General features: G+C 42.0%; 23 protein-coding genes. 17 read left to right on the top strand and 6 right to left on the bottom strand.

Annotation, left to right across the window (positions count from 1 at the left end; all coding sequences use genetic code 11):
- Positions 1-67: 67 nt before the first annotated feature.
- Positions 68-1,486: a DUF1565 domain-containing protein gene (locus tag H6G92_RS19845; RefSeq protein WP_190895315.1), complete on the top strand. Its 1,419-nt coding sequence runs from the start codon at positions 68-70 to the stop codon at positions 1,484-1,486.
- 236 nt (positions 1,487-1,722) lie between these two features.
- On the opposite strand, the gene H6G92_RS19840 is transcribed toward H6G92_RS19845, so the two are convergent.
- Together H6G92_RS19840 and dapB are read right to left on the bottom strand one after the other, a co-directional pair.
- Positions 1,723-2,409 carry a phosphate ABC transporter permease gene (locus H6G92_RS19840; protein ID WP_190895314.1) on the bottom strand — a complete coding sequence of 229 codons (687 nt, stop codon included), beginning with the start codon at positions 2,407-2,409 and terminating at the stop codon, positions 1,723-1,725.
- Positions 2,410-2,448: 39 nt separating this feature from the next.
- Complete coding sequence (gene dapB, locus H6G92_RS19835) at positions 2,449-3,285, bottom strand: 4-hydroxy-tetrahydrodipicolinate reductase (RefSeq protein ID WP_190895313.1); 837 nt, start codon at positions 3,283-3,285, stop codon at positions 2,449-2,451.
- Positions 3,286-3,824: 539 nt separating this feature from the next.
- On the opposite strand from dapB, the gene H6G92_RS19830 reads away from it, so the two are divergent.
- From H6G92_RS19830 to H6G92_RS19820, 3 genes are all read left to right on the top strand, one after another.
- Positions 3,825-4,007 (top strand): hypothetical protein, encoded by a 183-nt coding sequence (locus tag H6G92_RS19830; RefSeq protein ID WP_190895312.1) that lies wholly within the window; start codon positions 3,825-3,827, stop codon positions 4,005-4,007.
- 42 nt (positions 4,008-4,049) lie between these two features.
- The gene (gene psbP / locus H6G92_RS19825; RefSeq protein ID WP_190895311.1) at positions 4,050-4,595 is read left to right on the top strand and encodes a photosystem II reaction center PsbP; all 546 of its coding nucleotides are present in this window, start codon (positions 4,050-4,052) and stop codon (positions 4,593-4,595) included.
- Between the two features lie 75 nt (positions 4,596-4,670).
- A complete protein-coding gene (locus tag H6G92_RS19820) occupies positions 4,671-5,264 on the top strand; it encodes a Maf family protein (protein WP_190895310.1) in 594 nt (197 codons plus the stop codon).
- Here the strand turns inward: H6G92_RS19820 and H6G92_RS19815 are convergent.
- On the bottom strand, positions 5,245-5,511 hold the full coding sequence (locus H6G92_RS19815) for a hypothetical protein (RefSeq protein ID WP_190895309.1): 267 nt from the start codon (positions 5,509-5,511) through the stop codon (positions 5,245-5,247). The two genes, H6G92_RS19820 and H6G92_RS19815, sit on opposite strands and share 20 nt — an antisense overlap.
- A gap of 201 nt (positions 5,512-5,712) precedes the next feature.
- Here H6G92_RS19815 and H6G92_RS19810 point away from each other — a divergent pair, with 201 nt between their 5' ends.
- From H6G92_RS19810 to H6G92_RS19795, 4 genes are all read left to right on the top strand, one after another.
- Positions 5,713-6,462, top strand: a complete 750-nt coding sequence (locus tag H6G92_RS19810) for a phycocyanobilin:ferredoxin oxidoreductase (protein ID WP_190895308.1) — start codon at positions 5,713-5,715, stop codon at positions 6,460-6,462.
- A gap of 985 nt (positions 6,463-7,447) precedes the next feature.
- Positions 7,448-8,872, top strand: coding sequence for an HlyD family efflux transporter periplasmic adaptor subunit (locus tag H6G92_RS19805; RefSeq protein ID WP_190895307.1), 1,425 nt, complete (start codon positions 7,448-7,450; stop codon positions 8,870-8,872).
- Positions 8,873-9,102: 230 nt separating this feature from the next.
- Positions 9,103-10,257, top strand: a complete 1,155-nt coding sequence (gene devC / locus H6G92_RS19800; RefSeq protein ID WP_190895306.1) for an ABC transporter permease DevC — start codon at positions 9,103-9,105, stop codon at positions 10,255-10,257.
- 127 nt (positions 10,258-10,384) lie between these two features.
- A complete protein-coding gene (locus H6G92_RS19795) occupies positions 10,385-11,095 on the top strand; it encodes a DevA family ABC transporter ATP-binding protein (RefSeq protein ID WP_190895305.1) in 711 nt (236 codons plus the stop codon).
- A 43-nt stretch (positions 11,096-11,138) separates the two neighbouring features.
- Here the strand turns inward: H6G92_RS19795 and H6G92_RS19790 are convergent, their stop codons facing one another.
- Positions 11,139-11,960, bottom strand: coding sequence for a hypothetical protein (locus tag H6G92_RS19790; protein WP_190895349.1), 822 nt, complete (start codon positions 11,958-11,960; stop codon positions 11,139-11,141).
- Between the two features lie 104 nt (positions 11,961-12,064).
- On the opposite strand from H6G92_RS19790, the gene H6G92_RS19785 reads away from it, so the two are divergent.
- From H6G92_RS19785 to recG, 7 genes are all read left to right on the top strand, one after another.
- Positions 12,065-12,862 (top strand): HAD-IIB family hydrolase, encoded by a 798-nt coding sequence (locus H6G92_RS19785; protein ID WP_190895304.1) that lies wholly within the window; start codon positions 12,065-12,067, stop codon positions 12,860-12,862.
- 50 nt (positions 12,863-12,912) lie between these two features.
- Positions 12,913-13,653 (top strand): Uma2 family endonuclease, encoded by a 741-nt coding sequence (locus H6G92_RS19780; RefSeq protein WP_190895303.1) that lies wholly within the window; start codon positions 12,913-12,915, stop codon positions 13,651-13,653.
- An 810-nt stretch (positions 13,654-14,463) separates the two neighbouring features.
- Positions 14,464-14,631, top strand: a complete 168-nt coding sequence (locus H6G92_RS19775; protein WP_190895302.1) for a hypothetical protein — start codon at positions 14,464-14,466, stop codon at positions 14,629-14,631.
- 226 nt (positions 14,632-14,857) lie between these two features.
- A complete protein-coding gene (gene rpsB / locus H6G92_RS19770) occupies positions 14,858-15,652 on the top strand; it encodes a 30S ribosomal protein S2 (protein ID WP_190895301.1) in 795 nt (264 codons plus the stop codon).
- A gap of 217 nt (positions 15,653-15,869) precedes the next feature.
- Positions 15,870-16,814, top strand: a complete 945-nt coding sequence (tsf, locus tag H6G92_RS19765) for a translation elongation factor Ts (RefSeq protein ID WP_190895300.1) — start codon at positions 15,870-15,872, stop codon at positions 16,812-16,814.
- Between the two features lie 219 nt (positions 16,815-17,033).
- A complete protein-coding gene (locus tag H6G92_RS19760; protein WP_190895299.1) occupies positions 17,034-17,897 on the top strand; it encodes a hypothetical protein in 864 nt (287 codons plus the stop codon).
- Between the two features lie 77 nt (positions 17,898-17,974).
- Positions 17,975-20,488 carry an ATP-dependent DNA helicase RecG gene (gene recG, locus H6G92_RS19755; RefSeq protein ID WP_190895298.1) on the top strand — a complete coding sequence of 838 codons (2,514 nt, stop codon included), beginning with the start codon at positions 17,975-17,977 and terminating at the stop codon, positions 20,486-20,488.
- A gap of 35 nt (positions 20,489-20,523) precedes the next feature.
- Here the strand turns inward: recG and H6G92_RS19750 are convergent, their stop codons facing one another.
- Positions 20,524-21,495 (bottom strand): glycosyltransferase family 2 protein, encoded by a 972-nt coding sequence (locus H6G92_RS19750; RefSeq protein WP_190895348.1) that lies wholly within the window; start codon positions 21,493-21,495, stop codon positions 20,524-20,526.
- 577 nt (positions 21,496-22,072) lie between these two features.
- Here H6G92_RS19750 and H6G92_RS19745 point away from each other — a divergent pair.
- Positions 22,073-24,235 (top strand): PhoX family protein, encoded by a 2,163-nt coding sequence (locus H6G92_RS19745; protein ID WP_190895297.1) that lies wholly within the window; start codon positions 22,073-22,075, stop codon positions 24,233-24,235.
- A 200-nt stretch (positions 24,236-24,435) separates the two neighbouring features.
- Here H6G92_RS19745 and H6G92_RS19740 read toward each other — a convergent pair whose 3' ends face one another.
- A complete protein-coding gene (locus tag H6G92_RS19740) occupies positions 24,436-24,984 on the bottom strand; it encodes a PEP-CTERM sorting domain-containing protein (protein ID WP_190895296.1) in 549 nt (182 codons plus the stop codon).
- Between the two features lie 261 nt (positions 24,985-25,245).
- Here H6G92_RS19740 and H6G92_RS19735 point away from each other — a divergent pair, with 261 nt between their 5' ends.
- Positions 25,246-25,527 (top strand): hypothetical protein, encoded by a 282-nt coding sequence (locus H6G92_RS19735; RefSeq protein WP_190895351.1) that lies wholly within the window; start codon positions 25,246-25,248, stop codon positions 25,525-25,527.
- Positions 25,528-25,939: the final 412 nt, after the last annotated feature.

Raw genomic sequence — 25,939 nt, 5'->3', positions numbered from 1 at the left:
TAGTATTTTAAAATACTGAAGATACCGATATTGTTGTTAAGTACCGCCGATCAAGGAGCCTTTTCTTGTGGTAATTCAAGGTTTCAGTTTAAGCGTATATCTTGCAATTCCCGTGGTGTTGAGTCTTTTGGCAGAGGGAGAAAAGATAAAATTATCTGTAGTTGAAAAAGTCCCTCAGGTATCCACTAACAAGGAAATTGTCCTATCCAGCCCCCAGCTAATCAGCACTAAAGCGACTCCGAAAACATATTATGTTAGTGGTACTGGAAACGACAAAAATAGCGGAGTTTCTTCCTCATCCCCCTTTAAAACCATTCAAAAGGCGGCAAATCTTACGAAGCCTGGGGACACCGTACTGATTATGAACGGAGTGTACAGAAATGCAACCCCGAATGGGGATGTATTATCTATTACTCGCTCTGGAACAGCAAATGCATGGATTAAGTTTAAAGCATATCCTGGCCATAAGCCGAAAATTCAGCACAATGGATGGCATGGGATTTTGATTCACAATGGAGCGTCATATATTGAAGTAAACGGTCTTGAGGTAATAGGAAACAATGCTAACGTAACCCTTGATTATGCTATGAGTCAGAAGACTAACAGGCTCAACCCACTAACGAATGGAAACTGCATCAGTGTGGATGGACGAAAAAATGGTCATACTCACCATATTCGTATTGTCAACAACAAGGTACATAAGTGTGGAGGAGCAGGCATTTCAGCGATTGAATCGGACTATGTGACAGTAGATAATAACGTGGTGTTCGATAATGCCTGGTACAACGTTTATGCTTGCAGTGGCATTTCGATGTTGAATAATTGGAGCTTTGATAGCTACCAAGGATATAAAATGTTCGTGAGGAATAACAAGATATACAACAATCGACAATACATTCCCTGGATTAAAACCGGGACGATCACGGACGGTAATGGCATTATTATTGATACTTTAAGAAATAACCATAAGAACTCAACATTGAAGGCATATAAAGGACGTACTTTAGTTAAAAACAATCTCACATTTAATAATGGTGGTTCAGGCATTCATACATACGTAAGTGAACGTGTTGATATTGTCAATAACACAGCGTTTTTAAATAATCAAAGTCCAGAGATTACAGGTGGACAAATATTTGCTAATGAGTCATCTGACATCAAAATTTTAAATAACATTCTCTATGCTTTTCCTGGCAAAAATGTTAATAGTAAGTGGAAAAGTACTAATGTGATTTATGACTATAATATATACATCAATAGTGCCAAGGTAAGTGTTAAGGGCCCTCATGATATTGTTGCAGACCCGGAGTTTATAAGGAAGCATCCTATCTTGAAAAGAATAGCTGGCGATTGGAAATCGCAGTTAAATAAACAAAAACCACCTACGCGGACTTATGTACAGCCTAAATCAGGAGGTTTTGTTTGTGAACCAGTTACCTATAAGTTGAAAGGGAAACTCATCAGAGTAGGATGCTCCCAATCGTAAGCTCTTGATTGCTGACCAAATAATTTGTAATTCGTAATTAAAAGTTACAGCGCAAGGACTAATTGGAAGTACAAATGACGTTAGCGAGTCCGCAAACAGAACTTGCACCAGTCCCAATAACCTCCTTAGAATGAATTCTGGCGCTATTAGCCAGAGAATTTATTCTCTGGCGGGAAAGTGGGTAGGTGCAAGATATAACCAAACGTCATGATTAATTACGAATTATTTTGACTTTTTCAATCCTCTGCTCTACGACGCCGCCGACGCGGACTTTGTTGTTGGTCTTCACGCAAACGGCGACCGACTTCGTTAAAGAAATCTCGCCGCAAATAAGGATAATCACTAACCCACAGGTCACGGCTGGGAAAGTATATATCGCTAAATTCTTCAATAGTGCTCAAATCTGGGCGATTTGACATTACTACCATTTCTGCAATTTGACCACGAGTAATAACTTTGTGGGCAGGACGTAATGGTGCTACAAACTCAATGCTAAATCCTGTTTCATCACCCACTTCTAAGTTAATTTGTTTTTCTCGGTTTTCCACAATCACCAATTCGCCTTTGCTGTTGACTGTTTCTTGTTTACCCATCAACTGGTCTGTAATCCACCAATCTAAAACTCGACCACGGAAAAAGCCACCATACTTATAACGGCGGCATTGCAAATTCCGCATACTTGCTTGAAACACTGGATACCACAGCCAAAAAAAAGCGCTAACTATCCCCAACACAAATTCTATTGAAGCAAACTCAAGCCTAAAAACGACTGTCACAAGCAATATAACAACTACGGCAACTACAGAAATTAACAGCCGTTGCAAAAAATTTGAGAACTTCCCCCAGTAGTACTTGTACTGCAAACCAGTAGCAATTAGGGGAACAACTTGTTCAAATTTTTGACGAGTCAGTGGTACTAACATGAGTGCTCAGTGATGAATGCCCAATAGTGTGTTTAAAGTTTAAAGTATCTTTTCTAATCCATATACTAACGACTTTAGCGCTAATATTTTGCGAATCGCTAGTAGTACTCCTGGCATATAGCAAGCGCGATCGCTCGTATCATGTCGTAAAGTATAAATCTGTCCCGCTGCGCCAAAAATAACTTCTTGATGAGCAATCAATCCAGGCAAGCGCACGCTATGAATTCTAATCCCTTCATCTGCTACACTGCCCCTAGCTCCTGGTAATTTCTCCGTTTCTTCTACAAGAGCAGGGTTAAAAGTTTTACCTAATTCTCCTAGTAACTGTGCTGTTTGAATGGCAGTACCACTAGGAGCATCAGCTTTTTGGTTGTGATGCAGTTCGATAATTTCCACATGGTCAAAATATTTAGAGGCTGCGACTGCGGCTTGTTGCAACAGCACCATACCAATAGAGAAGTTAGGAATAATTAGACAACCAGTGCTAGCTTTGTCAGCAAAGTCTGCCAAGTCTTGAATTTGTTCTGGACTTAACCCAGTAGTACCAACTACAGGACGAATACCGTAAGCGATCGCACTACGAATATTGTCATAAACTGAATCGGGATGGGTAAAGTCCACAATCACTCCTGGAGGAGACTGTCTGTCACCAGCCACATAACCCAACATCGGTTCTAATTGATTGGTAATTGGCACTTCCAAGGGTTCGCTTAAACCCGCCAACTCTCCAGCGTCTTTATCTTGATGTTCCAAACTGTGGTCAATTGCACCCACTAGGTTTAAGTCAGGCGCAAGCGCCACAGCCTTAATCACCTCACGGCCCATTTTACCAGCAGCACCGTTGACAATAACCGGGATAGGAGCTTGATTCGTCATAGGTCAAGAAATACTTTTTGAGCTAACAAGGGAATTGTAAAGACTTTGGTGATCTAGTAGCTAGCTTCTCAAATCTCTGGCTTAATTCCGACTACCCTGATTTTTGCAGCGAATTACTCAGTTTTGTACTCCCCATTTTCATCCCACTATCTTAGCCAGTAACCCATTTGATTTTCCCTACTTCACAAACCTCCAAAAATAATTCCATACTTTCCCTGATAAGTAGCTCTTATAAAAGCTATCATTCTTTTTTTGTCAAGTCCAATTGACTATTTGTAATATTTTCGTTAATATTATTTACATAACTTAGCAAAACCCCAAAATAAATTACATAGCTAAAATTGCAGCTTATTTATTACTTATGTAGTGTTGGTTGTATTGGGTGTTACCTAAGAAAAGCAGATTTCGGTATCCCTATATATCATTGACATTTGGACTTCTCCCATCTACCTCGGCTATCAAGTCGGGGTTTTTTGTGTTCTCGATTAGCCCTTGATTTCTTCAACTTTTCTTTAGTCATCTCAAATATGACTTGAGCTATGAGCCTTGGAATTCATTCCGAGGCGGTTAGGGCTGCAACGACTACGACAACCTACGCTTACGCATTTCACACTAAGGCGATACACCTGGAAGTATCTGCCGACATTTGGGCATTGATTCCTCCCTATATAATGCGTCATCCGAAGCGTCCCTGTTGGTGGGAGAATAATAACAAGAAATGATGCAAGTCTGGTGTTGTCTCCAGCCCAAAGGAATCTGTAGAAATGTGGAAACGAATTATATTAATTTTGCTATTGGTGTTGAGCTTCAGCCTGAGTAATTCTGGTGTAGCGGCTGCGGCTGGACTCAAAAGCTTTGTAGACACTAATGATGGCTATCAGTTTTTATATCCTAACGGCTGGCTGCAAGTTAAAGTTGCCAACGGGCCAGATGTGGTTTTCCATGATTTGATTGAGGTGTCTGAAAATGTTTCTGTTGTGATTAGCCCAGTTCCAGAAGGCAAAACTTTATCAGAATTGGGAACCCCAACAGAAGTAGGATATAAATTAGGAAAAGCAGCTCTGGCGCCTCCTGACTCTGGTCGTTCAGCTGAATTAGTCAACGCCGCACAGCGAGAAGTAGACGGTAAAACATACTACCTTTTAGAGTATGAGGTTAAACTCCCCAATCAACAGCAACGACACAACATCGCCAGCGTCGCTGTTAGTCGTGGTAAAGTTTTTACCCTCAACGCCTCAATTCCTGAAAAACGCTGGCAGAAAGTTAAACGAATGATTGATGAGGTTGTAAATTCTTTTTCTGTTTATTAATTGGGGAATAGGGGATAGGGGATAAAGAAGAAACTTAATTACCAATGCCCAATTGTCAAATTTGTCAGAAATCTCATGAAAATCCCACCTTTTGTACTTGCTTCAGCTTCCCCAGCGCGGCGTCGCTTGTTGCAAACTGTTGGTATTGAACCGATAGTTCGAGCAAGTGACTTTGATGAGTCACAAATTCAATTAAGTGAACCAGCGCAATTGGTCAAAACCCTTGCCCAGTACAAAGCAGAAACTGTAGCCCCGCAGTTTGAATCGGCTTTGATTATGGGTTGTGATTCAGTTTTGTCTATCAATGGTGAAATTTACGGCAAACCAGCAGACTTCTCTGAAGCGATCGCACGTTGGCAGATAATGCAAGGTAACTTTGGCGACTTGTACACAGGTCACGCCTTAATTGATACTGACCAAAATCGCACTTTAGTCAAGTCTCAAGTTACAAGAGTTTACTTTGCTCAAATGAGCGACAAAGCAATTAAAGCCTATGTTGCCACAGGTGAACCTCTCAAGTGTGCTGGTGCCTTTGCCATTGAGGGTTTTGGTAGTTTCTTCGTCGAAAAAATTGCAGGCTGTCACACCAATGTAATTGGACTCAGTTTACCCCTGTTGCGGCAGATGCTAGAAGAACTGGGATACGATGTCACAGATTTCTGGCAATAGTCCTTTGTCCAGAGTTATCGACCAATGACAAATGACTAATATTGAGTATTGCCTCCCCATGATCTGGAATCCAGACTAGCCACTCATCTGTTGAAACCGGACACAATAAAAGTGCTTCGTCAAAGCTAAAGGGATTGGGAAGTTGCAAAAGGGTTACCCAAGTAGAAGTTCTTAACTGCTGTAAACCTTCCAGATTATGCCTTTTTGGTTGCACAGCAAAATCTGGTCTATGAGAATCTAGTTTCATAGCTTTCTATTAGCCTTCATGAATGGGCTAATCTAAAATTATTTCTGTAACCTAGAATACAAAATAAATAATCATTGTGAAAAGTAGCTGTCTTATAAATTTACGTTGGCTGAGTGCAAGTGTTTGCTTATATTGCAGACCACAACAGGTATGGCACCACAGGTTGTAGACTGGCCACTAGATCGCATTCCCAACTAGAATATGTCATTTACTTCTATGCCCTCGCTGCGTGAGCAACAACATCCCCTAATTCGTCAGCTAGCTGATTGTATTGAGGCAGCTTGGCATCAGCACCTGGATCTATCGCCCTACCATTTGCCTGATGAGTTGGGGTATGTGGAAGGTAGACTAGAAGGCGAAAAACTGACGATTGAAAACCGCTGCTATCAAACGCCACAGTTCCGAAAAATGCACTTGGAACTGGCGAAAATCGGAAATATGCTGGATATTTTGCACTGCGTCATGTTTCCCCGTCCAGAATACAACCTACCTATGTTTGGTTGTGATTTAGTTGGAGGTAGAGGTCAAATTAGTGCAGCGATCGCAGACCTTTCTCCTATCCAATTAGAGCGCACCTTACCAGAATCTTATACTTCTGCACTGACACAATTAACAGTGCTTAACTTTTCCCAACCCCGTGAATTACCCGAATGGGGAAATATTTTTTCGGATTTTTGTATCTTTGTGCGCCCTAGTTCCCCAGAAGAAGAAACAATGTTTCTCTCGCGGGTGCGAGAATTTTTAGACATTCATTGCACCCAAGCGATCGCCTCACATCCTGTTTCAGTTGAACAAGTCACACAAAATCTCGCCGGACAACACAACTACTGCACCAAACAGCAGCAAAACGATAAAACCCGCCGTGTACTAGAAAAAGCCTTTGGCCCAGCTTGGGCAGAACATTACATGACCACAGTTCTATTCGACCTCCCACAAGAGACTTCAAAATAAAAAAATCTCTAATTGCTCAAAAACAAGGAGGGCAAGGAAGATAAGGAAGAATTTACTTCCTCATCTCCCTCATCTCCCCCATTTCGCCCATATCCTCCATCTGTAGGCTCTGTTACGTTTTCGCGTAATGGATAAATGTAGAATTCATTCAACGAGAGTTTAATGGAGTCCCAAAACAGCAACAGGGAGAGTGGTAAGGTCTTTGAAGCAAATATCACAAGATGGTTTGTTGTCTTGGTAGGTGCAAGCAATTAGCCCTGCTAACTCATTGACCAGAAAGTTAAGCAAACTCTGATGTTAAAAATGCTCAAGTTGACAGATATTTTTTAGTTAGTTAATCGTTGATTGACTTAAGGAAGACTAACTTTTGTAGCAAGATTGTATCCAGCAAAGGTAACAGTCTATTTTTGATGTTTCTTTTCAATTTTGTGACTAACTGTAGCCGTAGTGAATGTAGCAGTACAGTACCGCATCATACCAATTTGGGATTTGGTGTAGAGACAAGATATATCGCATTTCTACATCTAGATTCATACTGCTTGTGAATTCTGCTAACTTCCATTGCACTCATGTCTCAATAATACTCAGAGTTATTGAATAGCCAGCTACCATAGCGCTTCTGGGTTCCAATACAGACCTAACCCGCAGCCCCTTCCCTACCTCTCCCTAACCCTCTCCTACGAGGAGAGGGAAGCGGAAAAACTTTTGTTGCTGGAAGGGGAGTAAGTAAGCTTCAAAGCCTCTCTCCTTTTAGGAGAGAGGTTTGGAAAGAGGTCAGTCGTAGACGCGAAGTGGCTTGTCGTAAGACATCGCTATAGAAAACACCATTTTGCAAAGCCATAGTGTTGAATGTTTATCACACAATGGATTTTAAGCCATACCCAGCTTTAAACCAGTGTTGTTTGTCCTAAGTGGCTGGCCGTTGATTAAAAACCCTTTTATTTTTACTTCCATCAGCACAATTCAGGTAAACGGGCAACATACTATGTCAAGGGTGACTGAAAAGCCAAAGCCAAGTGAGCAGGCATTTAATGAAGAACAACCTAAGATTTGGTGGGGTATCGCTGTAGCCGTGCCAATAGTAATCGCTGCTGGGATACTAGGTACGGCTAAAATCGAGCAGTTAAGAAAACTAACTACATCGGCACCCGTAATGCCATCTACCAATAGCATTAGTGCTGTTGGGCGTTTGGAACCGCGAGGGGAAGTTGTTAAATTGTCCGCCCCATCCTCAGGATTAGCACCATCGTCACGAATTCAGCAACTTCTTGTGAGAGAAGGTGAACAGGTAAAACAAGGCCAAATTGTGGCAATTTTGGACAACCGCGATACCCAAATAGCCGGACTAGAAGAGGCAAAAGCCAAAGTGCAAGAAGCCCGTGCGAATTTAGCGCAAGTTAGGGCTGGATCTCCAAGAGATATTCAAGCTCAAAGAGCAGTTATTGCTCGCCTACAAGCGCAGTTAATTGGCGAAAGGAATGCTCAACAAGCTGCGATCGCGCGGATTGCAGCCCAGTTAAGTGGTGATAAACTTGTCCAACAAGCAACCGTGAATCGCCTAGAAGCTGAACTTAGTGGGCAAAGAGATGCTCTAAGAGCGACAATTACACGTATTCAAGCCGAACAGCGCAATGCTCAAGTCGATGCTGGACGCTATGATTATTTATACAGAGAAGGTGCTATTTCTCAGCAAGAGCGGGACAGAAGACGCTTGAGTGCAGTAACTGCTAATCAGCAGGTTGTTGAAAGCCAAGCTACGCTAAAGCAGACATTGGCAACCCTACGACAGCAACTTGCTGAGGCTAGAGCTAACCAAATACAAAATTTAGCAGTTTTGCAACAGCAGCTAATCGAAGCCAAAGTTAACCGCGATAAAACCGTAGCAACTTTGCAAAGACAAATCGATGAAGAAAAGGCCAAACTAAGCAGAATTGTGGACGTTAGTCCCACCGATGTGCAAGTAGCGCAAGCCCAAGTTAGTAATGCGATCGCAAATGTCAGAAAAGCCGAAGCAGAATTGAGATTGAGCTACGTTCAAGCACCAATCGCTGGAGAGATTTTAAAAGTTTACACCAAGTCAGGCGAAGCCATCGGTGCAAATGGCATTGCTGAAATTGGACAAACCAGCCAAATGTTTGTGATTGCCGAAGTCGCCGAAGACAGCATTGGAAAAGTGCGTATTGGTCAAAACGCCATTATCACCAGCGATAATGGAGCATTTAGCGGCGAATTAAAGGGAACTGTCACTGAAATTGGCAGAAAAATTGGTAAAAAAGATGTGTTGAATACAGATCCAGCAGCAGATGTGGATGCCAGAGTCGTAGAAGTCAAAATTGCTCTGCCTCCAGAAGATAGCGAGAAAGTTTCTGGTTTAACTTACGCTAAAGTTGTTGTCGAAATTAATAACTAATTAAGTTATAGGTGAGCAGTAACACCAATTCATGATTTGATACTTTGGATGATATCTTCAATAGGCTGTTTAATTAACTTTAAACATCCTATAACTTCGATACTAACTTTACCCAAGTTGAATGAAAAATCTAAACCTTTTAACTAATATCGTAGGTTTAAGTCAATAGCAACAGTTAATTACGAATTACGAATTACGAATTATTTTAACTGTGCTTGGATGCCTAGAAAATGAATCAAAAAATACCTCTGTCGTGGCTACAACTGACAAGGGAAAAAACTCGCCTAGCTGTGGCTTTGGCCGGAATTTCTTTTGCTGATATTTTAATGTTTATGCAACTCGGTTTCCGAGATGCTTTGTATTATAGTAACGTTAGATTTCATAGCAGCTTGCAGGGCGATATTGTTTTAATCAATAGTCAATCTAGTGCTGTTCTGGCCATGAGAAGTTTTTCTCAACGGCGATTATATAAAGCTTTAGAGTTACCCGCAGTACAATCAGTACATCCAATATATTTAGACTTTACAATCTGGAAAAATCCTGTAACAGGACGCCCTCGTAGTATCCTGATATTTGGAATGAACCCAGAAAATAACCTAGTTAACTTACCTGGAGTTCAGGAAAATTTAGATAAACTTAAACTACCTGATGTAGTTCTATTTGATCGTTCTTCTAGAGTGGAGTATGGCCCAATTGCTGCTAATTATGACCAAGGAAAGACTGTAACAGCAGAAGTGCGAAGGCGGCGGATTAAAGTCGAAGGACTATTTACATTAGGTGCATCCTTTGGTGCAGATGGTAATTTAATTACGAGTGATATTAACTTTTTGCGGATATTCAACAATCGTCAAAAAGGATTAATTGATATTGGCCTGATTAGATTAAAACCAGGAGCAGATGCTAAAGTTGTTGCTCAAGAATTACGAAAATATTTACCCGATGAGGTAAATGTTTTAACTAAGCAAGAATTTATTGATTTTGAGCGGAATTACTGGGCCAATAGTACAGCGATTGGGTTTATTTTCACATTAGGGACTGTCATGGGTTTCATTGTGGGGACTGTGATTGTTTATCAAATCCTTTATACAGAAGTTGCAGATCACTTAGCTGAATACGCTACTCTTAAGGCAATAGGTTACACACAAAACTATTTATTATCAGTCATTCTTCAAGAAGCTTTATTATTAGCAGTGTTAGGATATTTTCCTGGTATAGTTTTTGCTTTATTTATGTATAAAAGTGCCAGAGAAGCAACACTTTTGCCAGTTTTTATGAGTTTTGAACGTGCAGTGATGGTGTTGATTTTGACTATGCTAATGTGCATTATCTCTGGTGCGATCGCAGTCCGAAAATTACGTTCTGCTGACCCAGCAGATATCTTTTAATTAATTCAATATTAATTAAAAGGTATAGGTTAAAAACATAGCTTAAAATTAATAATTAAGAAACCTTACTTTTTAGTAAGCACTACAGTTTCATTTCAAAAAAGCTAACGTTATAACTAAGAATAATATGACAGAAAAAGAACCTGTGATTGCCATTAAAAATCTTAATCACTACTATGGCAAAGGGGCACTTAGAAAACAGATATTATTTGACATCAACCTAGAAATTTATTCTGGTGAAATTGTAATTATGACCGGGCCATCAGGTTCAGGTAAAACAACATTACTGAGCTTGATTGGTGGTTTGCGATCTGTACAAGAGGGAAGTTTGAAATTTTTAGGTGAAGAACTTGTTGGTGTCAGTCAAAACAAACTGGTACAGATGCGGCGCAACATTGGTTATATTTTCCAAGCTCACAATTTGCTAGGATTTTTGACTGCGAAGCAAAATGTGCAAATGGCGGTAGAGTTGAATGATAATATTTCTCAAACAGAAGCAATGGCTAAATCAAAAGCCATGCTGGGGTCTGTGGGTCTAGAAGAACGAGTTGATTACTATCCAGACAATCTTTCTGGTGGACAAAAACAAAGAATTGCGATCGCCCGCGCCTTAGTGAATCGTCCTCCCCTGGTGCTAGCAGACGAACCAACAGCAGCATTAGACAAACAATCAGGACGCGATGTCGTAGAAATAATGCAGAGTCTAGCCAAAAATCAGGGAACTACTATCTTGTTAGTGACACACGACAACCGCATTTTAGATATAGCCGATCGCATCGTGGAAATGGAAGATGGTCTTTTAACCCGTAATTCCCCAAATGCAGCTATTCAGTCATGATTTTAGTCATTTGTCCTTTGTGAATGACTAATGACAGCCATAATTATTGTCTAGCCGAGCCTGATTTTTTCATTCCAGGTGGCTTTTGTTGAGTTGAGGCATTTGGTTGGCGACTAGTACGAAAAGTCACATTTACGCCTTCATTCGATTGCTCCAGCACCAGTAGAGGCGTAGGTTTAGCCTTTTGATCCCAATGCATGGTAGCAATCCGACCTTGAATTGTTGGTTGCCAACTATCTTCGTCTTCTATAGGGCTTAGGTAAGTTTCTATACAGTCAATAATTTGGCTAATAGTCGCAGAAGTTGCTTGTGTCGGTAACTTCATTAACCGGATTTGAATGCGAAACAGTACTCGCTTGGCAGAGTTCCCTGGACTACCAGTTTCATACTCTACATCAAAAATTTCATCTACTTGCCGTCCAGCGCTATTAGCAATTCCGACTGATCCAAGTTGTGCTTGATTTGGACGCAGGGCTTGAGTAACTTTTTCTTTGATCTGAATCTTTATTTGATTAAGGATTGCAAAATGAAACACCTCCTCTGACATCCGCATTCGCAGATAATCTAGGTTAAAGTCCCGTGAGTTGACCAAATCGGGATTAGTTTCCATTTTGCGAATTGTTTCCAGCGCCAGCTTAAATTTTTTCTCTAGTTCTCGCGCGCGGAATTGTTCAAACTTAAGTTTTTTCTCCAGCTGATTCATCTGGAGCTTACTATACACAATTAAAGCAATCACCGCTAAAGCCAGTCCTCCAGAGGTTACCAACAATAATGGTGGTATTTGAGGATTACTTGCTGGCACTTCCTGGGATGCTTTTTTAGGCTTTGACCCTGGCGATTGGGCAAGAAACATCGAAGTGGGCATGGTTGGAAACTGAAAAACTTGACTCCTGATGTTTAGGATGCCCAAATCTTCAATGCCATCTTGCTGTATCATTAATATTTTTTACAGCTTTTTACAAACCACATATGTCCAGACATTTGAACCTCCCTGCTCTGTCTGAGGTTTCATCTACTTGCCTGAGCAATATTCGTCTGATAGCCACAGATATGGATGGCACGTTAACCAGACGAGGAAAATTTACTCCTGCACTGCTGCAAGCTTTAGAGGATTTAGCAGCAGCTGACATTAAGGTGCTGATTGTCACAGGACGTTCTGCTGGGTGGGTGAGTGGATTGAGTAGCTTGATGCCAGTGGCAGGTGCTATGGCAGAAAATGGCGGTTTGTACTTTCCCCCTGGGAACAAAAAACCAGTAGTCTTAACACCCATTGCCGATTTAGCTAAACATCGCCAGCACTTGGCTATGACTTTTGAGAATTTACAAACTAAATTTCCTCAAATCCAAGAATCTGCTGATAATCGGTTTCGTATCACTGACTGGACTTTTGATGTAGCTGGTTTGCGTGAAGACGAACTAAAAACCCTAGATAATCTCTGTCAACAAATGGGTTGGGGATTTACTTATAGCAACGTGCAGTGTCACATTAAACCCCAAGGACAAGATAAAGCTGTGGGATTGTTGCAGGTATTGCGCGAATATTTGCCCCAGTATTCATCAGAACAAATTGTTACTGTGGGCGATAGTCCCAATGATGAAAGTTTATTTGATCGGCGTTATTTTCCTGTTTCTGTAGGCGTGGCCAATGTGCTGGAATATGTAAATCAGTTAAAATATCACCCTGCTTACATTACTAACGCTACCGAAGGCGAAGGATTTTGTGAGTTATCTAGTTATATTTTGAAAAGCTTGTACATCCCAATTTAGGGAGAAGTAGAGTTATTCTACAATAATCTCGTAGCACTGATTTTACAACCATGACGGCTACTGTACCTGTTAATGTCGAATCAGAAATCTTCTACCCTAGTGCTGATGGTCAACCAGTGGCAGAAACCTACGACCACCTTTATGCTTTGCTAACTACTTTGGAAGTCCTGAAACAGTATCTGGCAAATCGTCAGGCAACAGTATTGGCAAATCAATTTCTTTACTATGCACAAGGCTTTCCCAAGTTGCGGGTAGCTCCAGATGTGATGGTGATTTTTGATGTTGCATCTGGCGGTCGGGACAACTATAAAATCTGGGAAGAGGGCCAAGTACCAACAGTTATTTTTGAAATGACATCCTTTGGTACTAAGGGACAAGACGAAATCTTCAAAAAGACCCTCTATGAGCAGCTAGGCGTCAAGGAATACTGGCTATTTGACCCTAAAGGCGAGTGGGTAGAACAGCAGCTACGTGGCTATCGCTTGCGGGGAGAAATCTACGAACCTATACAAGATGGACGCAGTGAACCGTTACAACTACGCTTGGTAGTTGAGGAAAGGCTAATTGGGTTTTATCGAGAGGATACGGGTGAAAAATTACTGATTCCTGATGAACTGGTAGAAGCTTTACGACAGGAAGTTTTAGCAAGACAGCAGGCAGAAAAACTAGTAGAACAAGAACGCCAACGAGCAGAACAAGAACGTCAACGAGCAGAACAGGCAGAATTGCAGATAGAGCAGTTAAAGGCAAGGTTGCGATCGCTCAATGTAGACCCCGATACTATTGAGTAACACACAGGGTCGTCGCTGGACTATAAAAATTGCTGCACGCTGTAGTAAAGACAACCCAGATTGCCCACAATATTATAATTTTACACTTCTTCCACTTTCCTGACGAGTAATAATACTCATAATCGGTGAAGTAGAATTAAGGCACTCTTCACGCAGTTTACAGCTTTAGTTAAAATTCCCTTTTAGGTACTAACATCTCTAACTTTATTAAAATCACCAATCTAACTTTATTAAAATCACCAATGTTTTTGTGACATCTGTGTTTTAAATACTACACATAACTCCCAAGCGTTATCAGCAAGAAATGAGTAGTATTTTAGACAATACATGAAATCGATATATGTGTAGTTTTCTGCAAGACGGGTTATAAAACTTTATCCTGTCTGGGTTGGAAAATTTGCTATATCTAAGTTTTTCACCCATAATTTACAACAGAAAATCAAGCCTTTTCAGATCAACTTGCAGGTTTTTGGTTATATCTCAGCTAAATGCCAAGTAAACAATTTGTTACCTGCGTCTTTGCTACATTTATTACCTTAGACAGAATACAATAGATGAGTGTCTATAGCGTTTCAATCTAGTAAGTCTCAACAATACTGATTTAATTGAGAAGACTGTTTTATACAGTAATTCGCAAGCAAAACTGAATCAAAGGGATAAATAAACCGCTAGACCTTTAAGCACTCAGAGACGCTCAGAGACAAATAGATACTTCTAGGACAGGTTAGCGTTTTATTTCCAACTTCCACTTGAAAGTCCAAGACCAATGTAGAGTCAAAAATTTACCTTTAAATATCGAGGTATAAAATTATGCAAGAAATTGAAAGATTCTTTGGCAACTTGTTCAGTGGCGTAATCAACCGCTTTAAGTATTCTGCGATGGACGCTGCTGATCGGAAAATGAGAGAAACTATTGACGACCAGATCGAACAACGGCGACAAAAACCTAAGCCCAAGGATCAAGAAGACCGCGAGTAGATGTTTCAAACAGCAACATTTTCATCACTAGCAAGCATAGCGCTTCCCAATTGTTGAGTGGGCAGCGCTATTTTATTGCCCTCGCTCTGTCAATCAATCTACATGTCAACATAATGTGTTAACCTAGTATGGTTAACTAATAATCTCGCACATCTAAGAATTCGGGTGTTTCCAGTTGGAAATACGCTTGGATGGAGGTTTAACCCGAATAGGAGTTAGAAAATATATGCCAGTAGTTTCATTGGCTCAAATGATGGAGTCAGGGGTTCACTTTGGGCATCAGACCCGGCGTTGGAACCCAAAAATGTCTCCTTACATTTATACTTCCCGCAATGGTGTACATATCATCGACTTGGTGCAAACTGCCCAGTTAATGGATAATGCTTACAACTACATGCGATCGCACGCAGAACAAGGGAAGAAGTTTCTTTTCGTTGGCACTAAGCGCCAAGCAGCTGGAATTATTGCCCAAGAAGCTAGCCGTTGTGGTTCCCACTATATTAACCAACGCTGGTTGGGCGGAATGTTGACCAACTGGGCAACCATCAAAACACGGGTAGACCGTCTGAAAGATTTAGAACGCCGTGAGGAAACTGGCGCACTAGATTTATTACCGAAAAAAGAAGCATCAATGCTACGTCGGGAAATGACGAAGCTTCAGAAATACTTAGGCGGCATTAAAACAATGCGCAAAGTGCCCGATATCGTGGTAATTGTAGACCAACGGCGGGAGTATAACGCAGTTCAAGAATGTCAAAAGCTGAATATTCCGATTGTGTCCATGCTGGATACAAACTGTGACCCAGATGTAGTAGATATTCCCATCCCAGCTAACGACGATGCTATCAGGTCAATTAAGCTGATAGTTGGAAAATTGGCGGATGCCATTTATGAAGGTCGTCACGGTCAGCTGGATGCTGAAGAGGATTACGAAGATTACGACGGTGGTGAGTATGACGAAGACTACGAAGAAACCGAATATACTGACGCTGTAATTCCCGACGAGGAAACAGAGGAATAAATAAAGCAGGGGTGAAGCAAGTGTCCGAAGGAGGGCGGTGACTGGCAGAGTAACAGCAAGCCGCCCTAGCCTACGGCAAATGGTAGGCAAAGGTAGAGAAGAAAAAACTCATACCTTATAACTTCATTATTTTTTCTCCCCCAGCCCTGAGTAAGATAGAAATACTCAACACCCGTGAGCGATTACAACTCGAGGTCAAGTTAGGAATTGAGGCAACATGGCGGAAATATCTGCAAAACTCGTCCAAGAGCTACGCCAAAAAACTGGTGCCGGCATGATGGACTGCAAAAAAGCGCTGATAGAGACTGAAGGCAACGTAGAAGAAGCCGCAGACTGGCTACGGAAAAAGGGCATCTCTAAGGCGGGGGCAAAAAGCGATCGCGTTGCGGCAGAAGGTCTAGTAGATACTTACATTCAGCCCGGTGGTCGAGTGGGTGTACTCATAGAAGTCAACTGCCAAACCGACTTTGTTGCTCGTAACGAGGCTTTTAAAGCTTTAGTTAAGAACCTGGCAAAGCAAGCAGCGACTGCTGATAGTGTTGAGTCTTTGTTGGCTCAAAAGTATGCTGATAGTGCAAGCGGGACTGTAGAAGAATTCATCAAGCAAACGATTGCTACGCTCGGTGAAAATATCCAAGTGCGTCGCTTTATCAATTTTGCACTAGCAGAAGGCACACAAGGTATAGTAGACAGCTACATTCACACTGGCGGTCGAGTTGGTGTATTGGTAGAACTGGGTTCTCAAACTGAGTCAGTCGCTACCAATCAAGAGTTCCAAAGCTTGGCACGGAACACTGCAATGCAAGTTGCGGCTTGTCCAAATGTCGAGTATGTGAGCGTAGACCAAATCCCCGCCGAAGTTGCCCAAAAAGAAAAAGATATTGAAATGGGCAAGGATGATTTGGCGAACAAGCCAGATAACATCAAAGAAAAAATTGTTCAGGGACGAATTGAAAAACGCCTGAAAGAATTGACTTTGCTCGATCAACCTTACATTCGCGATCAAAGTATTTCCGTGGAAGACTTGGTGAAGCAAGTGAAGGCGCAATTAGGCGAAGAGATTCAAGTGACCCGCTTTGTCCGCTATATACTGGGCGAAGGCATTGAAAAGCAAGAAATTAGCTTTGCTGATGAAGTCGCTGCACAAATGGGCAGCAAGTAATACTTAGTTATTAGTCATTCGTCATTAGTTTTTACCAAGGACAAGTGACTAATGACTATTTACCAAACAGGTCAAGCAAATAGCCTGACCTGTGTTTTTTTAATAGAGATGCTAAATATCGCATTTAATTTAAAATCTAAAATCCTCTGGAAAGTTATCCTAAAATAAATTTGTACATTTGTACTATGTAATAGTTCACATGGACAAGAACGAAAAGATATGGCAAGAGCAATCGAGCGAATTGAACGGGATATTGCAGCACTGAAAGAAGCGATTCGGGCGATCGCAGTAGAACTACAAAGCGCTTATGCTAGTTATCTAGACACCTTGGGGCTAGCTGTACGAAAACAGCTGATTCTGGCGAGTTACCATCTCTGTACCCAAGGATATCCCGAAAACTTTCTGCATTTGTCATTGAATCAGCGCCAACAATTGCAACAAGCCATCCGCAAGCTAGGTCAAGTGGCAGCTGAACAGTTGCTCACTTGTATTAAAAGTGAGGAAGCTGGGGTAGATAAGGGAGATGAGGAAGATGAGGAAGATGAGGAAGATGAGGGGGATGAGGGAGTAACATCCTCTTCAGCTTCTAGACTTTTGGACACCTCTAATTCTAAGTCTCTCACCGCCGACACTTCTAATCCTATGGAACTAGCAAAATGGCAACAGAACTTAGAAGAGGTCATGCAAGAGATACTGAAAAAACTTTCGCATGACGCTAATCTTCTATTACAAAAAGCTGGAGTATTACCCAAAAAATTACCAGAACCGATTTTAGCAGCCGCAGCCGCTGCTGCATCAGAAGCGTCTGCCGAGGTAATGCCAGGACCACCCAACTTATTAAACTTAGTAATTGAAATTGAAAATGAGCAGCAGTCAGAAGATTCTGGGCTGACGCAAATTATGGCTATTAACCTGCGGCTAGGAGAAATTGAATTTGCTGATGTGACACTTTCCTCTGAGCGTAGACAAATCCGCAGTATTTTAGTTCAGCTAAACAAGCTAGGACGAGAGTATCAAAAAAAACATCGAGAAAGGGCAGTCGCTGAAGCTGAAGCTGCATGGCGTGCTAGTTGGTTTGAATAAAGTTATGAGTTATGAATTATGAGTTATGAGTTATTTATTCCTAACTCCTAACTCCTCACTCCCATGTCTATTGACCAATGACTAATGAAAAACCAGATTGGATACGATTGCACAAAGCCTTGGCAATAGAAGCCGAACATGGCTTTACAGACTTGGTGGGCAGACAATACCGCTTCAGTGAATTTCTTAGCCTGACTTTGGGTAAATTCCCAACAGGCTTACCCCAAACTGAACGCCGCCGTTGGCAAGGACTAGCGGTGCAATTTGCTAGTTATCCACATCTAGCACTGGAAGAAAGACAACATTTAGTAGCAGAGACTCGTAGGTATCTCTCCCAACTACAGCAAGAGGAGCAGGGGAAGCAGGGGAGCAGGGGAGCAGGGGAGCAAGGGAAAACTTATCAATCCAAAATCCAAGTTGCGCTTCCAGCGCACCAAAGGCGTGACCCAAAATCTAAAATCATCTCTGAGGTGAGTCGGAGGCTTGCCCCGAACATTGAACAAAAACTCAGTGATTTACCAGAAATAGGCTTCAAAAAAGCTGATAATTTGGCACGGCTTGGTTTACATACCGTCCGTGACTTGCTTTTCTACTATCCTCGTGACCATATTGATTATGCGCGTCAGGTGAATATCCGCGAGTTACAGGCGGGTGAAACGGTGACAATAGTGGCTACAGTGAAGCGTTGCAACTGCTTTACTAGCCCTAAAAATCAGAAATTATCAATTTTAGAACTGGTAGTAAAAGATAATAGCGGTCAAATCAAAATTGGTCGTTTTTACGCAGGTACGCGCTTTAGCAGTCGCGCTTGGCAAGAAAGTTTAAAACGCCGTTATCCAGTAGGTAGTATTCTGGCGGCGTGTGGGTTGGTAAAAGAAAGTAAATACGGCTTGACATTGGATAATCCAGAACTAGAGGTTTTGGCAAATCCAGGAGATTCGATTGAGTCGCTGAATATTGGGCGGGTGGTGCCAATTTATGGATTGACTGAGGGTGTGGTGGCGAATACAGTGCGACAGGCGGTAATAGCTGCTTTACCAGCTGCGGCTAACCTGAAAGACCCTCTGCCAAGTGGTTTGCGGCAAAAGTATGGTTTGATGGAATTGAAAGATGCGATCGCTAACATCCATTTTCCCAGCGATAGCGCCGCCTTACAAGTTGCCCGTCGTCGCCTAGTTTTTGATGAATTTTTCTATCTACAACTTGGGTTATTGCAACGTCAGCAGCAAGCAAAAGCGATTCAAACCAGCGCCATACTAGTTCCACGCGGTCAACTTGTAGAGAAATTCCACGAAATACTGCCTTTTCAACTCACTGGCGCACAGCAAAGAGTTCTCAACGATATCCTCAATGATTTGCAAAAACCTGTACCAATGAATCGTTTGGTGCAAGGCGATGTCGGTTCCGGTAAAACAGTCGTCGCTGTGCTAGCTATCCTCGCAGCAATTCAATCTGGCTACCAAGCGGCGCTGATGGCTCCTACAGAAGTTTTAGCAGAACAACATTATCGCAAGTTAGTTAGCTGGTTTAACCTCTTGCATTTACCAGTGGAATTACTGACAGGTTCTACTAAAACTGCTAAACGAAGACAAATACATTCTCAGTTAGGAACTGGTGAATTACCTCTATTAGTGGGAACCCACGCCTTAATTCAAGACCCCGTAAACTTCCATCAATTGGGATTAGTGGTGATTGATGAGCAGCATCGCTTTGGGGTAGAACAACGGGCGCGTTTGCAGCAAAAAGGTGAGCAACCTCATGTGTTGACTATGACAGCCACTCCCATTCCCCGAACCTTAGCACTGACGATACACGGGGATTTGGATGTGAGCCAGATTGATGAGTTACCACCAGGACGGCAAAAGATTCAGACAACAGTATTGTCAGGTCAGCAACGCAACCATGCTTACGACCTCATGCGCCGAGAAATTGCCCAAGGTAGACAAGTGTACGTGGTTTTGCCTTTGGTAGAAGAATCAGAAAAACTGGATCTGCGATCGGCAACCGAGGAGCATCAAAAGCTACAAGAAAGCGTTTTTCCTGACTTTCAAGTAGGGCTGCTGCACGGTCGCATGAGTTCAGCCGATAAGGATGAAGCGATTACCAAATTTCGTGATAACCAAACACAGATATTAGTTTCTACGACCGTTGTTGAGGTAGGAGTAGACGTACCTAACGCTACAGTAATGCTCATTGAAAATGCGGAACGATTTGGCTTATCGCAACTCCACCAACTGCGGGGGCGTGTCGGTCGTGGCGCGGCTCAGTCTTACTGTCTATTGATGAGCAGTTCCAGAAGTCCTGATGCTCAACAACGTTTGAAGGTGTTGGAACAATCTCAGGATGGTTTTTTCATCTCAGAAATGGATATGCGTTTTCGTGGACCTGGGCAAGTGCTGGGAACTCGTCAATCTGGAGTGCCAGATTTTACCTTAGCAAGTTTGGTTGAAGATGAGGAAGTTTTACTTTTAGCACGGCAAGCAGCAGAAAAAATAATAGAAATGGATGTAACTTTAGAGCGCTGGTATTTGATGAAAGAAGAGTTGAAATATCGATATGAACGGTTAATGGGTGGGGCGATTTTGACGTAAGTGACTGGATAAATACAAGTTGAATCGGTATTTAATCAGGATATTTGCTGCATTTTGGCATAGGCTTGGTAAACACTTTTCACGTTATACCAGTTAAGAAAAATTCGAGCAATTTCTAAAGCTAATTGCGGTTTACCTAAATTAATTAGCCATTGCAATAATGGAGCCATTGTCCGTTCGTTCAGCGTACCGTTGAGTGAAAGAATTCCCCAAAGTAAGCGATGCAGCCAAGTCATTTGAATCATCATTCGCACTTCCCATGTGGGATGCTTTTGATAAAATAAAACTCCCATCCGTCCGCGTTGAATTTCTTGGTCAATCAATCGGGGAATTTGCTCTAAGTTAAATGGTGGATGCCAATGATATCCTACGGCTTCTGGACATTTAATTAGTTTTAAACCTAGTTGTTTTAGCCTCACACCTAGTTCTAAATCTTCCCAGCCATAGAGTTGGAATCTGGTGTCAAAAAGTCCAGCTTTCTCTAGCCAATGTTTGGGAATTGCTACATTTCCGGTAGCAAAAAAAGCTGCTGAAAAATCTGTTACTTTATAGGGTTCAACCGTTGGGTTATGGAAATTACAAGTATTAATAACTGCACCGTAAGTGAAAAAGCGATCGCTCCCCAATTTCTCTTTTCCTTGCACTAGCGCCTCAGCATGAGCTTGCAGGAAATTATCCAGCACCACTAAATCACTATCAATAAAGATAATTGTGTCTCCCAGCGCCTGTTCTACCCCCAGATTCCGAGCCGCAGATGGGCCAGCATGGTCTTGCTGAAACCAGCGCACATGGGGAAACTCTTCTTTGTGTACTGCTAACCACTCCAATGTGCCATCAGTAGAACCATCATCCACCAAGACAATCTCGTAATCAGTAACCGAACTTGGCTGACTTAATTTCTGCACCTCCAAGGCGCGGAGGCATTTTTCTAAAATCGGTTGGCGATTATAAGTCGGTATCACAACGCTGAAAAACACAGTCTCACCCACAACACTATATATATCCATCTCCAGGATAGGACAGATGGATGCTGACACTGTTCCTTATCTGATTCTGGTTACGGAAATGGTCAATCTGCTGATGATGCAATATTTGCTGGGTCTTAAAAAATAGGTATATAAGTTTACCATGTTTAAAATCGGAAAATATGTATTTTTGATTATGTTGTTTTTACAGTTACAGGTATTTGTGCTTTTAAAGTTTATTTCCTCATAAATAATGACAATTGATAAATTCAAATTAATCAATATATAACCTGATGTTAATACTTGATATTTAAATTAATAAAAGCTTGATAATTTTTTCTTCGGGTAAGCAGGAGCAGACAGTTTTAATTTGCTATTCACTGTTATAGAAATCCTATTTAAGTTGTGGAATTAGTCGTGGAGGTAGGCAATAGGCAACAGATTTTTTTCACTAATAATTTAGGATTGCTATACTTTTTGGCTGTTAAAAACGTGTCAATTTTCAATAAATATCGAAGTAATTTATGTAAGTATTTAAAGTTTTTCTTTACCAAATTACTCATCTTCTTGAGAGATGAACTGAATAACAACCTCGTAAGCCTTAAATGGAGAACAAAGAATGAAAGGACGCTTTCACCCTAAAAACAATTTGACCCTCAACCCATCTGGTAACGAGTCAATTCGTGATGTGATTGACCGCGTTAGTCTTAGTCGGCGGCGGTTTATCATGACGGCTGTGGGTACGTCGGTGCTAACTGTTCTGGGCGATGTTTCTATCGGTGGCTTTCTCCAAAGTGTTGATGCAGCCCCGATTCCCAAAGGAACGGGATTTGCTGGTATAGGCTTTAAGAGCATCCCACCGAATCTACTCAACCCAGCTACAGGACTGCTTGAAAAGGATCTTGTCAGTGTTCCTGAAGGTTATACAGCCAAAGTGCTGATTGCTTGGGGAGATCCGATCGCACCTGGTGGCCAGACTTGGCTACCAGATGTCTCTCAAGATGCTGCTGCTCAAGAAAAGCAGTTTGGTATGCACAATGATGGAATGCACTACTTCCCATTACAGCCAGGTAAGGTTGTTGGTCGGACAGTAAGTTCACAAACAAGATCGTTAAGAGGCTTTTTAAATCAGCCCATAAATACTGGTTTGCTGTGCGTCAATCATGAATACACCCAGGAATCAATTTTGCATCCAGATGGCCTGGATACAGTCACAATTGCGAAAGTACGGAAGTCTCAGGCTGCTCATGGTGTGTCTGTTGTGGAAATTTCCAAAAAGGGCAATGAGTGGAGTTTCAATCGCAATTCGCCCTATGGCCGCCGCATTACCGCCAACACCGAGATGCGAGTATCGGGGCCTGCTGCTGGCAATGCACTGTTAAAGTCAAAAAAGTTTTCAATTCAGGCAACTGGCTCTGTTGACACCGGGACGCTGAACGACGGCTACACCGCATACGGTACAATCAACAACTGCGCCAATGGCTACACTCCTTGGGGCACTTACTTGACCTGCGAAGAGAACTGGAACGGCTACTTTGCTAATCCCACACGAGATGTAGTTGCAATTGGGGGCATCGAAAAGTCCGATATCCTGGCAGGACAAAATCGGTACGGCATTTCAACATCATCTAGCTATCGCTGGCCTGAGGTTGATCCACGCTTTGATGCCAGCACCAACCCACTCGAACCCCATTTATTCGGCTGGGTGGTTGAAATTGATCCCTACGATCCGCAAAGCAAACCAGTCAAGCGCACTGCCCTTGGTCGATTCAAGCACGAGAGCGCTCAGGTCGTTGTTGATGATAATAACCGTGTTGCTTTCTATCAGGGTGACGACGAGCGTAACGAGTATATCTACAAGTTCGTTTGTGCCCAACCTTTAAATCCCGGAAATCGTTCTGCTAACTGCGATTTACTTGACAACGGTGTTCTGTACGTTGCCAAATTTAATGACAACGGTACTGGCGAGTGGATTCCTTTGGTGTACGGTCAGCGTGGTTTGACACCAGAAAACGGTTTTAGAAGTCAAGCTGAGGTGCTTGTCAAGACAAGACAAGCTGGCGATCGCGTCGGCGCAACCATGATGGATCGTCCAGAGTGGGTAGCTGTGCGTCCTCGCATCGGCGGATATAAAGAGATTGAAGTTTATTGCACATTGACTAACAATACTCGTCGCGGCACAACTCCAGTTTCCTCTAACCAGCCAGACGGCACAACAGCAGCAGGCGGTGCGCGTCCTCCCGTGAATGCTTCAAACCCACGTCCTGACAACCGTTACGGTCACATCATTCGCTGGCGCGAAGATGGACGCAGCGTTACGGCTACAACTTTCAAATGGGATATCTTCTTTGAAGCTGGGGACAAAACTAGACCCGAACCAAATCTTCAAGGCAACATTAAAGGTGATGACTTAAGTTCACCAGATGGTCTGTGGTTCGACGACTTCGGCCGCCTTTGGATTCAGACCGACCACTCAGGCGATGGTATCGGTGATTTGGTAAACATCGGTAGCAACACCATGTCCTGTGCTGACCCCAACACCAAACAAGTTAGGCGCTTCTTAACCAGCCCTACGGATTGTGAGGTAACTGGTATTACCAGCACACCTGATGGCAAAGCGATGTTTATCAACATCCAACACCCAGGCGATCGCGGTGATGCCTCGAATCCCACGATCGCCAGCAATTGGCCTAACAGTCAAGGGTATGGCCCATCAGGTCGCCCACGTTCATCAGTGGTAGTAATTATCCGTAATGACGGTGGCGTTGTTGGTGGTCTCTAAAGACGATAGCAACAGATTCATTTAGCGATCGCTCAGTATCTTAAATACTTTTAAATCACCTTAATCCTTGACTTTAAACACAGCCAAGGTAAGGTGATTTAGTTAATAGTAATAGTCAAGATTTTAATAAACAAATAAAATCCCCACTTATTAAATGAGGATTATTTTAATCAAAATTTTATTTTAGTGATTGCGTACTATTAACCCACAAGTTTTGTTGTTCTCTTCTTGCGTTGCATCCACAATCCCATAACACTAGCAATAGCCGTACCACCAACAGCTAACGGCTCTGGTACTTTAGCGTAGCTTACAGTACCTACCTCTGTTGTATTTACTGATTGGTCAATCACATAAAATTTGTTTCCTCCTACATCTGGAGTATTTAGATCACCTCCGATCGCAAACTGGTCTGCAACAAAATAGCTTAGTCCTAGAACTTCGCCATTATTGAAGCTAGCTATAGGAAAGCTGTCAAAATCAGTATCATTTACTTCTGTATAGTTAGTACCTAAGTAGTTGAATGCAACTGCTAATCCATTCTCAACTCCCAATGTCTCAAGACCTGTATTGGTTAAAGTCGAGTCATCGTATTGAAAAGAGCCGAAATACTGACCGGGATTATTGCCAAATGTGGCATTCACAGTGAAACCGTAATTAACCAAGGCAGCTTGCACCGGTTTAGCCCCAATAGCAGCAACAGAGATGGTAGCTGCAATAGTAGCAATGCCAAGATTTTTAACTAATTTCATCAAAAAATACTCCAAAGTTAAAAAATGAATAGTTCTGTAATTTCACTTAAATAAACTTTGAACCACTGTGTACAGGTTAAGAAAAATCAAACAAAAGATTATTTTTATAAAATCTTTAAGCTTGTCACGTATATATAAATTTCCCGCGAAGTAAAAATTTAACTCATCCACTCAGTATCAAAAGGTTTCAAACCTCGGACTTTAGTCGTTGTGATTAACAACATTTTTATTACTGTCAAATTGCCATGAAATCACATGAAAATGACTCACCGAACGGTATTAGTAGTAAGTGAATATGCAAATCTGAAGTTTCTTGATGAAACTTTCATTCAAAAATCCAAAATCATTTCATTACTGAAGCAGTACAAACGCGCCTTGGCTTGGCTCATATCTGGTCTGGCTATGGCATTCAAGTTTAAAGATAGTTCTGGTACTTATACTGTGACTGGTGTTCGGGGCGTGATTGACCAAAGTCATATCTTCCAAGCCATGAAAACAAAACTGCGATCGCAAGTCCGTGAAATTAATACACCGCTTCATTAGGGAAGACTATGCCTGCTCAAGCAGCAGCCCTAACTTATAATTTTTCTAATCATGATAAAACTCTCACCAAGGCGGCGGGAAGCCCACTTCTTCTCTACTAGACGTGCGAACCAGGGGTGTCCGGGATAGCCCGCCCTGACCCGTTAACTGTTGACTGATGTCTGTTAACCGTCAACCGTTATCAGTCATCAGTCTTTCGTGTGCTTAAACCAAATTATCAAGAATAGCAGGGTGGGATTATCCACCCTGCAAATTTTTAACATAATAAAATCTAAAAGCTCAGATTCCCGATTTTTCTAAGAAGTTAGGGAATCTTGTTATTCACAAATGATTTAGGATTGCTACATCGTTTTATTGGCATTAGATAAGAGTTAACCGTAATGTCTAGGTTTGCAGTTAATTAATCTATTGG

This window comes from Nostoc foliaceum FACHB-393, from assembly GCF_014698505.1.
GTDB lineage: Bacteria > Cyanobacteriota > Cyanobacteriia > Cyanobacteriales > Nostocaceae > Nostoc > Nostoc foliaceum_A.
This window is presented reverse-complemented; position numbering and strand designations above follow the sequence as displayed.

Bases quoted from the DNA above. Each gene is read 5' to 3' on its own strand.
- H6G92_RS19840 (WP_190895314.1), bottom strand. From the start codon at position 2,409: ATGTTAGTACCACTGACTCGTCAAAAATTTGAACAAGTTGTTCCCCTA.
- dapB (WP_190895313.1), bottom strand. From the start codon at position 3,285: ATGACGAATCAAGCTCCTATCCCGGTTATTGTCAACGGTGCTGCTGGT.
- H6G92_RS19830 (WP_190895312.1), top strand. From the start codon at position 3,825: ATGAGCCTTGGAATTCATTCCGAGGCGGTTAGGGCTGCAACGACTACG.
- psbP (WP_190895311.1), top strand. From the start codon at position 4,050: ATGTGGAAACGAATTATATTAATTTTGCTATTGGTGTTGAGCTTCAGC.
- H6G92_RS19820 (WP_190895310.1), top strand. From the start codon at position 4,671: ATGAAAATCCCACCTTTTGTACTTGCTTCAGCTTCCCCAGCGCGGCGT.
- H6G92_RS19815 (WP_190895309.1), bottom strand. From the start codon at position 5,511: ATGAAACTAGATTCTCATAGACCAGATTTTGCTGTGCAACCAAAAAGG.
- H6G92_RS19810 (WP_190895308.1), top strand. From the start codon at position 5,713: ATGTCATTTACTTCTATGCCCTCGCTGCGTGAGCAACAACATCCCCTA.
- H6G92_RS19805 (WP_190895307.1), top strand. From the start codon at position 7,448: ATGTCAAGGGTGACTGAAAAGCCAAAGCCAAGTGAGCAGGCATTTAAT.
- devC (WP_190895306.1), top strand. From the start codon at position 9,103: ATGAATCAAAAAATACCTCTGTCGTGGCTACAACTGACAAGGGAAAAA.
- H6G92_RS19795 (WP_190895305.1), top strand. From the start codon at position 10,385: ATGACAGAAAAAGAACCTGTGATTGCCATTAAAAATCTTAATCACTAC.
- H6G92_RS19790 (WP_190895349.1), bottom strand. From the start codon at position 11,960: ATGCCCACTTCGATGTTTCTTGCCCAATCGCCAGGGTCAAAGCCTAAA.
- H6G92_RS19785 (WP_190895304.1), top strand. From the start codon at position 12,065: ATGTCCAGACATTTGAACCTCCCTGCTCTGTCTGAGGTTTCATCTACT.
- H6G92_RS19780 (WP_190895303.1), top strand. From the start codon at position 12,913: ATGACGGCTACTGTACCTGTTAATGTCGAATCAGAAATCTTCTACCCT.
- H6G92_RS19775 (WP_190895302.1), top strand. From the start codon at position 14,464: ATGCAAGAAATTGAAAGATTCTTTGGCAACTTGTTCAGTGGCGTAATC.
- rpsB (WP_190895301.1), top strand. From the start codon at position 14,858: ATGCCAGTAGTTTCATTGGCTCAAATGATGGAGTCAGGGGTTCACTTT.
- tsf (WP_190895300.1), top strand. From the start codon at position 15,870: ATGGCGGAAATATCTGCAAAACTCGTCCAAGAGCTACGCCAAAAAACT.
- H6G92_RS19760 (WP_190895299.1), top strand. From the start codon at position 17,034: ATGGCAAGAGCAATCGAGCGAATTGAACGGGATATTGCAGCACTGAAA.
- recG (WP_190895298.1), top strand. From the start codon at position 17,975: ATGACTAATGAAAAACCAGATTGGATACGATTGCACAAAGCCTTGGCA.
- H6G92_RS19750 (WP_190895348.1), bottom strand. From the start codon at position 21,495: ATGGATATATATAGTGTTGTGGGTGAGACTGTGTTTTTCAGCGTTGTG.
- H6G92_RS19745 (WP_190895297.1), top strand. From the start codon at position 22,073: ATGAAAGGACGCTTTCACCCTAAAAACAATTTGACCCTCAACCCATCT.
- H6G92_RS19740 (WP_190895296.1), bottom strand. From the start codon at position 24,984: ATGAAATTAGTTAAAAATCTTGGCATTGCTACTATTGCAGCTACCATC.
- H6G92_RS19735 (WP_190895351.1), top strand. From the start codon at position 25,246: ATGACTCACCGAACGGTATTAGTAGTAAGTGAATATGCAAATCTGAAG.